The sequence below is a fragment of the Rhodopirellula maiorica SM1 genome, assembly GCF_000346295.1.
GTDB classification, from domain to species: domain Bacteria; phylum Planctomycetota; class Planctomycetia; order Pirellulales; family Pirellulaceae; genus Novipirellula; species Novipirellula maiorica.
Map to the genome: position 1 here is coordinate 1 of NZ_ANOG01000619.1, position 11,985 is coordinate 11,985.

Consider the following 11,985-nt stretch of genomic DNA (forward strand, 5'->3'; position numbering starts at 1 on the left):
CATCGATTGCAACATGACGCGAACGGCATCGCGGCCCTTGCCAGCCGAGCGGATCAAGTTGGTCCCGGCGATCCTTTACACCGCAGCATTGGTCGTCGTTGGCACGGCGATTCTGTTTTGGCAATTCGGCTATGCCCCCGCATCCGCAGGCGTTGCGACTTGGTTGCTGTACGTGCTGATTTACACCCCGATGAAAACTCGTACCGCTTGGAACACCACCGTCGGTGCGGTTGCCGGTGCCTTGCCCGTGTTGATGGGCTATACCGCTGCGGGCGGCGCGATCGGTGATTGGACCGGTTGGTTGTTGGTCGCGGTTTTAGCGGCTTGGCAATACCCGCATTTTATGGCAATCGCTTGGTTGTACCGCCGCCAATACGCCGAAGCCGGTTTCTGCATGTCCACGACAGTCGACCCGAGCGGCCGGTCGGCCGCGGCCCAAAGCATCGCCGGGTCGATTGCGATCTTGGGCTGCAGCGTCGCGTTGTGTGCGATTCCCGGTGGCTCGATTGCTGGCATCCTCATCGCCTCGGTCGCTGCGATTTTGGCATGCTACCCGATGTTGCGGGCATCGATTCGCTTCGCAGCGACACCGGACGACGTGATGGCTCGCAAACTGTTGCGATCCTCGTTGTTGGTGTTGCCTGCGGTGTTGGCCATTGTGACCGTACGAACGGTGTTGTGAGACAAAGCGTGAATCAATCGACGATCCTGCCGACGGAGAAACCTGCTCCGTCGAGTGAAGCGAAACCAACGGCAATCTGCGTGGCAACCGGAGTTCGCCATGCCTATGACACCAAGTCGGGCGAGACCACTTGGGCACTTCAAGGCATCGACCTGACCACCCACGCTGGTGAAATCTTTGCGCTTTTGGGGCCAAACGGCAGCGGCAAAACAACGCTGTTTCGGTTGCTGTGCACGCTGCTGCCAATCCAACATGGAACGATCCGCATCGGCGGCATCGACAGCCGCACCAATCCGTTGGCGGTACGCCGTCAAATTGGAATTGTGTTTCAGTCACCCAGCTTGGACAACAAACTAACGGTCGATGAAAACATCGCCTGCCAGGGCGCTTTGTACGGAATCACCGGCCGCGAATTGAATGTTCGCCGCGACGCCTTGCTCGAGCAATTGAATCTGACCGATCGCCGCCGCGATTACTGCGAAACCCTTTCCGGTGGTCTGAAGCGGCGTGTCGAACTCGTCAAAGGCATGTTGCATCAACCACGATTGTTGCTACTGGATGAACCGAGCACCGGTCTGGATCCTGGCGCACGTTTGGATTTGTGGAAAGCGATTCGCACGATGAGCGACCAGGGCACCTCGGTGCTGATGACGACGCACTTGTTGGAAGAAGCGGACAAGGCCGATCGTGTCGCGATCATGCACGCGGGCCAGAAGATCGTCGAAGGAGCACCGTACCAGCTTCGCCGCGACCTGGGCGATGGCGTGATCACGATCGAAACGAGCGAACCCAAGGCTGTGGCGAGTTTGCTGAGCAAGAATCTAAACTTGGAATCGCAATCAATCGGCAACCAATTGCGGTTGCAAAGCGATACCCCCGCACAACTCGTCCCTTTGATCTCCGAACAACTTGGCGAATTAGCCGAATCGATCTCGATCGGCCGTCCTAGCTTGGAAGACGTTTTCATCGCCAAAACCGGTCACCAGTTTCAGTAATCACACAGACCTCTATGAGTGCCATCACGACATCCCCTTCCTTGAGTTCCGATTCCGTCGGCCCCCCCAACCCGACCTCGGTGCGTGCGGGCATGTCGGCAGCGTGGATGCTGGCCCGACGCGAATGGACGCGATTTTTTCGCCAACGCAACCGCGTGTCAGCGGCGATCGTCCAGCCGCTGTTGTTCTGGATGCTGTTTGGCACCGGACTGCGTGGCGCGTTCACCGTGGCGGGGGACCAGAACTTCATGGAGTTCTTTCTGCCAGGCACGGTCGGGTTGATCGTGTTGTTTACCGCCATCTTTGCCACGATTTCGGTGATCGAAGATCGTCGCGAAGGGTTCATGCAATCGGTTTTGGTGTCACCGGTGGGACGATGGCCCGTGTTGCTGGGCAAAGTCATCGGCGGCAGTGCGATTGCTTGGGTCCAAGCGATGTTCTTTCTGATGCTGGTCTACCTGTTTGGTACCGCATCGATCAGCAGTAGTCTCTTGCTGCTGATGCCACTGTTGGCACTAGTCGCCATTGGCATGTGCTCGCTCGGAATGATCGTGGCATGGCCAATGGACAGCACCCAAGGCTTCCACGCGATCATGATGCTCGGTTTGATGCCGATGTGGTTACTCAGTGGATCGTTTTTCCCAATCCCCGCTTGGAACGATTCCACGATTGGCCAAATGATCCTTGGCGGCATGATGCGAATCAATCCGCTCAGCTATTCGATGTTGGAAATGCGGCGGTTGATTTACCCCGAAGTCGATTTTAGCAATGCCGGCTTCGCCCCCTCCAGCGTAACCTGCTGGAGCGTCACGATCATTGCCACCATCGTGGTCACTCTGATTGCATGGCGACTCGTACGCGGCAGCCGCAAAGTGGACGTGATTGTTTAAAGCAATCACAATCGATTGCGACGTCCCACCTAAAAACAAATCCGCGACTCGTTTTGAAGAAATCGATCATGCGAACAACCATCCATATCATCCTGATCCTGATCACGGGACTTGTACTCGGACTGGGCATGCGTCAAATCCGAAAATCCGAGCGTGCCGACGGCCCGGGTCCCGGCGAAGAAGTCTTTACCGATGCCGGTGTCGACGTCGATGCGGTCGACCCGAGCAACGTCGAAAACGTGATGCCAAGCCATCCTCCCGAGGACGAAGCTTGGCTTAGCAAATTCGAACTGACCGAGCGGAGTGGCAAGAAAATCGCAAGCGACGACTTGAAAGGCCAACCCTATGTCGTCAGCTTCTTCTTCAGTACCTGTCCCAGCATCTGTGTCACCCAGAACCAGAAGCTGAAGGAATTGCAGGACGAATTCGAAGGCCAAGGCGTTCGCTTTGTTGCAATCTCGGTCGATCCCGAAACCGACACCCCGGAAATCCTGCGTGAATATGCGGCCCGTTTTGGCGCCGACAGCGACCAGTGGTTATTCATGACCGGCGATCTCGGTTACATTCGTCGCGTCGGATCCGAGGTGTTCCGCATGCCTGTCGACAAACAATTCCACACCGAGCGTTTTGTGCTGGTCGATCCCGAGGGTGAGATCGAAGGCTTCTACAATTGGCCCGAAAAAGCTCAGTTCAAAAAACTGAAAGAGAAAATCCAAGCCATGATTTCATCCTCCGAGCAAAAGGCATCCTGAGCGATGTGGCAATTTCTGGCAGACAATCTGCCTCACGCAACAGCAACACTGAACGCAACGGCGACCGTTTTGCTAGCACTTGGCCTAATTCGAATTCGCCAAGGCAATCCGCGAGCTCACAAAAAGATGATGTTGGCGGCGCTGTGCGTTAGCGGAGTCTTCCTGGCACTGTACCTGCTGCACAAAGCGGCGCTATATCAAACAACGGGCGAACCGAACAAACGTTTTCCAACGGACTCGTCGATTGCCTCGGACGCAGCACGGTATACCTATTTCAGCATCCTGGGCACTCACCTGATCTTGGCCATCGCCGTCCCATTTTTGGCGTTGCGAGCGGTCTATCTGGCGATGAAAGGGCGGATCGTCGCTCACAAGAAACTAGTACGATTTGCTTATCCGATCTGGATGTACGTCTCGGTCACCGGCGTTCTGGTTTATCTGATGCTGTACCAGATTTACGCGGTCTGACGGTTTGCAGGTTTGAAGGATTGACTTCGCGATTTTGCTGCATCAAGACGGTTGGCGTGCCGATCATGGATGAAACCGCAGCAGCTTGTGGGTGGATATGACATCGACTTCGCTATAATGAGCGGGTAGGCAGGAATCACGCAGTGAAATCCGGCCATCCGCTTGGGTCCAGTGCGAATGGGCCCAGTACAAACCGCAATCCCGGACAAAACCGGTATTGCGGGGCAAAACGAGGGTTGCTGGTCTACAAAGCCCCTTGAACAAAGCGGGGCCGATAGCGTAGGATTCCCGCTCGCGATACTGTACCAAGCCAGTGCGCTCAACCCCACACGACGAGAGAAAACTGCCATGAAAGACGGCATTCACCCTAAATACCAAGAAACAACCGTATCCTGCGGTTGTGGCAACACCTTTACGACTCGCAGCGTGCGACCGGAATTGAAGATCGACATTTGCAGCGAATGTCATCCTTTCTATACCGGAAAGCTGAAATTTGTTGACACCGCAGGCCGTATCGACAAGTTCCAAAAGAAATTTGCTGCGGGAACCTATGGCAGCTTGGCCGCGAAAAAGCCAGCGAAGAAAGCCAAAAAATAGCTTTTCCACGACTGAACACGACATCCAGCCGCACCGTCCTTTGTTGGGACGCGTGCGGCTGTTTTTTATGATACGTGTGATGGACCGTTTTTCCCTTTGGTATTTCCCTGCTTTCCGCCTCGTTCCTGAATGACTCCCCATGAGTACGATCCGCGACACCCTCGAAGAAAAGCTGTCTCGGTTTAAACAGCTCGAACTCGATATGTCCGACCCTGATGTGCTTGCCGACGGCGCACGCATGAGTGCGGCGGCACGCGAACATGGCGGGCTGGCCAAGGTGGCAGGAAAGTATCGCGAATTCAAAAAGCTGACCGACGAAATCCGCGGTTGCGAAGAGATGGCCGAGGCCGCCGACGATCCCGAAGAACGGGAAATGGCCGAAGCCGAGATGGAAGGGCTTCGCAAACGCCGCGAGGAACTGTGGGAAGACCTGCTGTCGTTAACGGTCGGGGGCGAGGACTCGCACCGGACTCGATGTGTGATGGAAATCCGCGCCGGTACCGGTGGCGATGAAGCCGCGTTGTTCGCTCGCGACCTGTTCGAAATGTACCGCCACTATGCGGAATCGAAGGGTTGGAAGACCGAGATCATGGACCATAGCGCCACCGAAATGGGCGGGTTCAAAGACATCACGCTGACGCTGGAAGGCGAAAACGTTTATCGCGATTTGGCCTACGAATCGGGTGGTCATCGCGTCCAACGTGTTCCAGAAACCGAGACGCAAGGACGAATCCACACCTCCGCAGCCACGGTCGCGGTCATGCCGGAACCCGAAGACGTCGAAATCAACATCAAGCCCGATGACTACCGAGTCGACAAATTTTGTGCGTCCGGTCCCGGCGGCCAGCACGTCAACAAGACCGAATCGGCTATTCGCTTGACGCACCATGAAACCGGCATCGTCGTGCAATGCCAAGATGAGAAGAGCCAACACAAAAACCTGGCCCGCGCGTTGCGAGTTCTCAAGGCGCGTGTCTACGAAAAGAAACGCGAAGAGGAAGACGCGAAGCTTGCCGAAAAACGCAAAGGGCTGATTGGATCCGGAGATCGCAGCCAGCGTATCCGCACCTACAACTACCCTCAAAACCGCTTAACCGATCACCGCATCAACTTGACGATCTACAAACTCGATCAAATCATTGCAGGGGACTTAAGCCCTGTTACCGAAGCGATGATCGAATACGATCGCGATCAACTTCGCGGCGATATGATTGACTAATCGCAGCGTCGTTTCGTTCTTGCTTCTCACGCTGCGTTGAATCGCCCTTCGAAAAGGAAACCCCATGTCGGACACCAAGGAAGAACCGTGGACGGTGCTACGACTGTTGGAGTGGACCACCAACTTTTTCAAAAGTCGAGGCAGCGAATCACCGCGGCTTGATGCCGAAGTCTTACTCGCTCATGCCCGCGATTGTGCTCGCATCGAACTGTATACAGCGTTCAGCGAAGTTCCGAGCGAAGAGCAACGTGTGGCGTTTCGTGAAATGATTCGCCGGCGTGGCGAAGGGACTCCGGTGGCACAATTGGTTGGCTATCGCGAATTCTATTCACTCCGTTTCCGCGTCGATGAAAACGTGTTGATCCCACGCCCGGAAACCGAACATCTGGTCATCGAAGCACTCGATGTTGCCAAGGCGATGAACATCAGCGACCGGCCGATACGCATTGCCGATGTCGGTACCGGCAGCGGTGCGATTGCGATCACGTTAGCCAAAAACATCAACAACGCCGAGATCACTGCGATCGATCTCAGCGAGGCCGCGTTGAAAATCGCAACCTGGAATGCGGAACATCTCAAAGTCACCGACTCGGTTCGCCTAGTACACAGCGATCTGTTTGAATCGGTCGCCGAACCGGCCACGTTTGACATCATCTGCAGCAACCCACCGTACGTCAGCGAGTCCGAATACGAGCAACTCGATCCGACGGTCCGCGATCACGAACCTCGCGAAGCACTGGTTGCCGGGATCGATGGAATGGACGTTATCAAACGGTTGCTCGAAACCGCACCTGAGCGACTCGAAGTCGGCGGCCGATTGATTATTGAAATCAGCCCGATGATCGCCGAACTCTGCGAAGAATTGGTCGAAGGAACACCTACCCTCGGCGATCTCCGCTTCATCAAAGATCTCAGCGGTCAGCGGCGAATCGTCTCGCTGGCACGGGTATAGACAACCCCGTAGCGAAAGTCGCCAAGACTCTACTGTGCGATCGTGCCCGGCATGCCCTCGGCAAACGTGATGCCGCTATCCATTTGCATCGGCTTGCCATCGGTGGCAAAGCCGCGCGAGTAGAAATACTCTTTTAGCCGGCGAAATTCTGCAAAGCTGTCGGGATAAACATACACGACCACCGTCGTGGTGGCGGGATTGCGACCGGCAAGCTCGACATGCAAATCGCTGCCCTCACGCATCATTTCGTCCAGCGGTTGGCCAATCGGTTCTTCGAGCGCCTCGATACTTAATCGCACCGGTTCAATCGTCGCGCGAATCCCTGCTTGTCCATTGATGCGAATCATCTCCTGTTCTTTGTTCATCACAAAGCGACAAACGTAACCGCGAATCGGACCGACCGCCGATTTGATTAACCCGGTTCGCGATGTTCGCAAATCCGGAACGCAGGCGTCACGCACCGATTTGAAGAGTGCGACTTGCGGAACGACCGACAACAGATTGCCTTTGAGCCGGAAATAGACTTCATCACCGAATGCTTTCTTGGCCATCGGCGTCGGCAAATGCTGAACGGCGACGACCGGTGCTTCTTGCCCTTCGATTCGCTCGCGTTCGCCTTGCAACTCGTTCATCCGCTTGATCATTTCATCGTATTCGCGGTTCCAACTCGCAAGCTGAGTTGCCTCCTTGTCGAATTTGACCTTCTCGGCTTCCCAAGCCGCCTTGGCTTCGGTCAACAAATCAAGCATTGCGTCGCGTTGCTGTTGGCGAGTTTCGATTTCATGATCGAAACGCTTTACGGTAGCTTCGAGACGATCCGAGTCGGATTGTGCCGAAGCGGCTCTCATCGAGTAGCTTGCCAAGGTTTCCAGCTGATGCTCGCTGGCTGGTGCGTCAACCTGGACGAGCTCGTTTTCAAGATTTGATTGCTCTTTGATTTCTTCAATCACTTGAGAGGATTGCGTGCCCAGCACCACCACCAAGATGATCAAGACGCCGACCAGATTAGCGATGATGTCTAAAAAAGCATCATGCCCAAGTTCAAAGGTCGTTCGGTTTCGCTTGGATCCACTCATTGTGCCACCTTCCCAACGACTTCGACGCCACTACCTTGCATCAATTCGCGAAGCTGCTCGAAGCGAGCTTCTCCACCCGGCATGACTTCGACGTCAAGCACCGGTGACCAACGTCCACCGGGTAACGACGGCCCCCATTGATCGATGCGATCACGAACAGCGGTTGCCAATTCAAGCGTCGCCGTGGAGACCGGTTTATCCGTAAATCCAAATACCTCGGTGCCACCGCTCATCGCCGATCCGAGCAGCACAAATTGGCCCTTATCACAAACGACGCGGATGGTTCGCACGATCGAATTGCCACGGGATTGTGCCACCGAATCGGGCAACGCCCAGTCGCGTTTGTTCGGTTTCACCAGGTTAGGATTCTGTGGCGGGGCACTGCCAGCCATTTGACCTTCCGGCGGTGGTTGCGATGAACCGCCCGCTCCGCCGCTGCCACTGGACGCCCCGGCTTGAGACGATCCCGATGCCGACGATTGTCCCGCCGCCTGCGAACCCGAGGTCCCGCCGGTTGCGCCCGTCGTCTCGGCGTCACTGCCAAAGGCAGTCGTCCCCGACGCGGTGTCGCCTGAGGCGGTATCACGTGGTCCCATCGCGGCATAGCTTGGCATCGTCAACCCCGATTCGGCCCCGGAGGAACGTACCGATTTGCTCGCCCCCGAATCACCCGCACCTGGATTGCCTGCACTCAGATCGGCATCGGATTGAGTCAAGCCGCCTGCCGCGGACGACGCCCCACTTGCACCGGAGGGCTGTGTCAATGTCATCCCTGCCGTATTGGACGCCGCACCGCTACCTGATTCCGGGCGTCCGTGCGTTTGATTCAACAGGCCACTCATCCGTGCGTCGCCACCGGGTGAGGCCAGTAAACTAGGGGGATCGCTCGATGCAGAACCATCGCTTCCCAATCCACCCGCGTTGGCACCGGCGGTCGCGGGATTCCCCAGCAACGACGATCGCGAACCGGACGACGCCATGCTTGACGCGTCATTGATTCCTGCGTCATTGCCGTTGGGGTTACCCAACAACATCGCTGCGGCGCCGTCGCCACCACCGCCAGCGGAATCACGCATTTCAGCCGCACTTCGCCGCATCTCGTTTTCAAGTTGCGCGAGTTCGCGTGGACTGATCGCTGCGGATTGATTGGGCTCGCTCGGGACGTTGGTCGTGGTCGACCCGCGTCGCTGGCTTTGCCCCGATTGGTTGACGTTATACGGGGTTCCCTTGCTCAGGTCCCACCCGCTTGTCGGAACACCCCGTACCGATTCATACCCATTTGATTGAGCTTGCATATCAAGATCTTTTGCCGAAAGCGGACGAGGTTTCCCGGTTCGCTTTTCTCCAAACGCAATCGCTTCGCGTGTTGCCACGCTACGTTGCCGAGCGATCGCAGATTGAATCGCCTCATCCATCCGGTTCTTCAAGTTGGAATCCGCGTTGGGAATCGCTAGCTCGACTTCGTCGGGAATTAGCTCCACGCCGAATTGATCATCCCAATCCCCCAGCGCCATCCGCGACAGGTGGTAGGACGCGTAGCCATCCGGACGCACAACCAACAAAGGGTAGGGCGGGACGGTGTCACCATAGTTTTGCATCACATGATGGCGAGCGACACGCAGCGCCTCGTCCAGCGGATTGGATCCTGTTTGCGAATCACGCAGGCCTTTCATCGGAACCAGCGATCCCTCCGGCCAAATCACAAGTCCTTGCTCAGTACACTCCAAATAAATGGGGCGACGATCGGTCCCGTTAGGTCCTTTGTGCGGAACGATGACAATACGCGGTGATTGGGTTTGAACTCGTTCTTTTAGTTCAACCAAAGATTTCTCTTCGGCTTGCAATCGTTCGCGCAGCTCCGCAACGCTAGCCTCGTCAATCGGATCGGCCGTTTCTTCGCCGGTTGCCCGTTTGACTTCGTCACTGAGCCGTTTCAATTCGTCCTGAATACGACGCAAATGATCCTCGAGATGAGTCAATTGGTCACGCCGCTGCTCGACGTCCGCAGCCTGAGCATCACGAAACGCAACCAGTTGCGACACGCGAAACTCTTCTTCGGCAATCATCGCGTCGACCGCCGCAGCGGTTAACCCACTGTCGACCGGCGATTCCGCTTCCGCTTGTGCCACGTTCGCCTGGTTCCTGGCCTCTTCCTCGACTTGCCGCTTTACTTTTTGCGTTGAATCTTGAGCGACCAGAGCCAAAAACAGAATCAACGTCCCAAGGGTGCAAACAAGAACGGCGAGAAAGGGGAACAAGGTCGGCGAAAGTTGTTGGCGACCTCGCCCACTCATGCTGCACGCCTTACTTTATGCGAGTCACGAATTGGTTTCCCTTCACGATGAGCCTGATCAATTCGTTGCTCGACGCTGGGGTTGGCATCGGGCGACGTTTCACCGGATGATCCATTTGGGGGTGCTGGCAACCGCGTGGTCAATACGTCGACGGCGCGAGCAAGGACTCGCATCGCGTCGGCCATCCCGTCGCCCGCCGAGGCTTGGATGCTGCGATCGATCGCGGCGTTGGTTTCACTCAATTGATGCAAACTAGCGTCAATCGATTTTTGCATCGATGCCACTGCCGCAGCCCGCTCGTTCAGTTCGGCGAGCGATTCGTATTGGTTTTGTAGTGAGTCCTGGTGAACCGACATCAACTTGGTTTGGTGCGACGTCGCGTCTAACCACATTTGCCATTGCTGTTCCCAGCGATCGCTGGCCAAACGCGCCGAATCGTCCAATACGGCGGCGTGTTCCTTTAGTGCCGGACGTAGCGTGTTGTCAAACGCTTCGGCGATCTTGTTGGAATCGCTCTCGTGGACGCTTTTCCAATGATCCTTGGCCTCGTCAATCGTTTGCCGCCAAAGATTAGATTGGCACTCGATCGAGGTCGCAATGGCGATCCGAATGCCTTCGCACAGATCGGTAATCATCGCAATCTGGTCGTCCGCCGCCTCGTCACTTGGCAGCGAATCCGAGACCAAATGTCCAACCCGAGCATCGATCGCCGACAACAATCGTTGTTCGCTGCGTTCGATTGGAAACTGCAAAAAGATAGCAACAACCGATAACACCAAACCTAATGCGGTCGTGTCAAACGCGACATACAAACCGCTTTTGAGTCGATCCACCGCAGCGGTCCCATCCGAAAAATCGAGCCCGCCGAGCGTTTGAGTGATCCCGATGACCGTGCCCAAAAATCCCAACATCGGAATTGCCCAGACAATGATTCGCACCAAGCCAAATGAATCGTACGCGGCATCGGCATCACGACCGGAAAGTTCACGCAAATCATCCGAAAGATTCTTGGTACTGCCACGTTGGCTTTGACGCGTCAGCAATTCTTCGAGTCGCCGCAGCATCAAACTGGATCGTGTGCGAGCGGGCAATTCACGCAGCTGATTCAACCAATGGCTGGCGACGTGTCCGGCATCATGTTTTTTCCGCCAACGCTCAGCCAACGTGCTCGCAGGGCCGGCGGGCAAGAGGTCTTCGTCGCGGATCGCCGACAACGTATTCCACTGGACGGTGGTTTGGCAAAATTTACCAAGCAACACCGCAGCGGCAATACAAAACAACACCGTGGCAGCCACGGCGACCGGGTGACCGAGAAAATAACGTTCCAGCGGTGCCCAGCCACTGCCATAGACGCCGGCGTACAGCAGTCCAGAGAACACGATTCCGAGCATCCCCCAGGACATACCGTTAGTGGACACCGGTTTAGGTGCATGCTGAGATGCGTCGTTTTGCTTGCGGTTCACGACTCGAGCCTCGATGGTTGAGTTCAACTTGCCAGTAGCGATTCTGCGAAATCGTCGAGCTTCGGAAAGCTCGACGACACGAGTGCGCGCACAGATGCGGTACTCATTACAAAAGGATCGACCGTTTCGACCATGCCACTTCACCCAATCGATAGAAATTGCCAACTGCCATCGGTTCGAGGCCAAAGTCAGCTACTTTTGCACTAAACGGGTGGCATTTGTAGCGGTGCGGCGCGGGGCCCGCCCGATCTAAACCGAACGTTTTACTTGCCTCAACAGGACGGCTCGCGCCGTGCCGCTACCAAAGCAGATGGCATTGGGCTCAGGGCGGCAGCGCAGCGGTCGGACTACAATCTGCCGCTTCAAAGCACTAGGATGATCGCGGGCCGCAACCGCCCCACCGCTTTCTCAAAATACGGCTTTCCAAAACTGCGGCAGTCACCCGATCGCGACTGCCCCGAAACCGTGGTTGCCCCGAAGCAATGAAACCATCATCAAAACACCAGGCGAGGAAGATGCCAAACCGCCCTAAAACTGCCTCGATCCTCTCGCGAAGCCAATTTTTACCGCGTTTGCAAGCAAAACTGCCTCTGCGAA

The 11,985-nt window shown here is 56.1% G+C and carries 11 protein-coding genes; 8 read left to right on the top strand and 3 right to left on the bottom strand.

Annotation, left to right across the window (positions count from 1 at the left end; all coding sequences use genetic code 11):
• The 8 genes from RMSM_RS19860 to prmC form a co-directional block, all read left to right on the top strand.
• On the top strand, window positions 1-682 hold a 682-nt coding region (locus RMSM_RS19860), incomplete at its 5' end, for a protoheme IX farnesyltransferase (RefSeq protein ID WP_040768355.1).
• 8 nt (window positions 683-690) lie between these two features.
• The gene (locus tag RMSM_RS19865; protein WP_008700178.1) at window positions 691-1,677 is read left to right on the top strand and encodes an ABC transporter ATP-binding protein; all 987 of its coding nucleotides are present in this window, start codon (window positions 691-693) and stop codon (window positions 1,675-1,677) included.
• Between the two features lie 41 nt (window positions 1,678-1,718).
• Complete coding sequence (locus RMSM_RS19870) at window positions 1,719-2,567, top strand: ABC transporter permease (protein WP_236622226.1); 849 nt, start codon at window positions 1,719-1,721, stop codon at window positions 2,565-2,567.
• Between the two features lie 68 nt (window positions 2,568-2,635).
• Complete coding sequence (locus RMSM_RS19875) at window positions 2,636-3,319, top strand: SCO family protein (RefSeq protein ID WP_040768360.1); 684 nt, start codon at window positions 2,636-2,638, stop codon at window positions 3,317-3,319.
• Window positions 3,320-3,322: 3 nt separating this feature from the next.
• Window positions 3,323-3,787, top strand: coding sequence for a DUF420 domain-containing protein (locus RMSM_RS19880; protein WP_008700182.1), 465 nt, complete (start codon window positions 3,323-3,325; stop codon window positions 3,785-3,787).
• A gap of 348 nt (window positions 3,788-4,135) precedes the next feature.
• Window positions 4,136-4,384, top strand: a complete 249-nt coding sequence (gene rpmE, locus RMSM_RS19885; protein ID WP_008700185.1) for a 50S ribosomal protein L31 — start codon at window positions 4,136-4,138, stop codon at window positions 4,382-4,384.
• A gap of 139 nt (window positions 4,385-4,523) precedes the next feature.
• Window positions 4,524-5,603 (top strand): peptide chain release factor 1, encoded by a 1,080-nt coding sequence (gene prfA, locus RMSM_RS19890; RefSeq protein WP_008700190.1) that lies wholly within the window; start codon window positions 4,524-4,526, stop codon window positions 5,601-5,603.
• 64 nt (window positions 5,604-5,667) lie between these two features.
• Window positions 5,668-6,555: a peptide chain release factor N(5)-glutamine methyltransferase gene (prmC, locus tag RMSM_RS19895; RefSeq protein WP_008700192.1), complete on the top strand. Its 888-nt coding sequence runs from the start codon at window positions 5,668-5,670 to the stop codon at window positions 6,553-6,555.
• Between the two features lie 29 nt (window positions 6,556-6,584).
• Here the strand turns inward: prmC and RMSM_RS19900 are convergent, their stop codons facing one another.
• The 3 genes from RMSM_RS19900 to RMSM_RS19910 are packed head-to-tail and all read right to left on the bottom strand — an operon-like array spanning window position 6,585 to window position 11,388.
• On the bottom strand, window positions 6,585-7,631 hold the full coding sequence (locus RMSM_RS19900; protein ID WP_008700194.1) for a hypothetical protein: 1,047 nt from the start codon (window positions 7,629-7,631) through the stop codon (window positions 6,585-6,587).
• Window positions 7,628-9,925, bottom strand: a complete 2,298-nt coding sequence (locus RMSM_RS19905; RefSeq protein WP_008700196.1) for a hypothetical protein — start codon at window positions 9,923-9,925, stop codon at window positions 7,628-7,630. Before RMSM_RS19905 ends, RMSM_RS19900 begins: the two co-directional genes overlap by 4 nt.
• A complete protein-coding gene (locus tag RMSM_RS19910; protein WP_144057796.1) occupies window positions 9,922-11,388 on the bottom strand; it encodes a MotA/TolQ/ExbB proton channel family protein in 1,467 nt (488 codons plus the stop codon). Before RMSM_RS19910 ends, RMSM_RS19905 begins: the two co-directional genes overlap by 4 nt.
• Between the last annotated feature and the right edge of the window lie 597 nt (window positions 11,389-11,985).

Coding starts and splice junctions, on each gene's coding strand:
- RMSM_RS19875 (WP_040768360.1), top strand. CDS start 2,636: ATGCGAACAACCATCCATATCATCCTGATCCTGATCACGGGACTTGTA.
- RMSM_RS19880 (WP_008700182.1), top strand. CDS start 3,323: ATGTGGCAATTTCTGGCAGACAATCTGCCTCACGCAACAGCAACACTG.
- rpmE (WP_008700185.1), top strand. CDS start 4,136: ATGAAAGACGGCATTCACCCTAAATACCAAGAAACAACCGTATCCTGC.
- prfA (WP_008700190.1), top strand. CDS start 4,524: ATGAGTACGATCCGCGACACCCTCGAAGAAAAGCTGTCTCGGTTTAAA.
- prmC (WP_008700192.1), top strand. CDS start 5,668: ATGTCGGACACCAAGGAAGAACCGTGGACGGTGCTACGACTGTTGGAG.
- RMSM_RS19900 (WP_008700194.1), bottom strand. CDS start 7,631: ATGAGTGGATCCAAGCGAAACCGAACGACCTTTGAACTTGGGCATGAT.
- RMSM_RS19905 (WP_008700196.1), bottom strand. CDS start 9,925: ATGAGTGGGCGAGGTCGCCAACAACTTTCGCCGACCTTGTTCCCCTTT.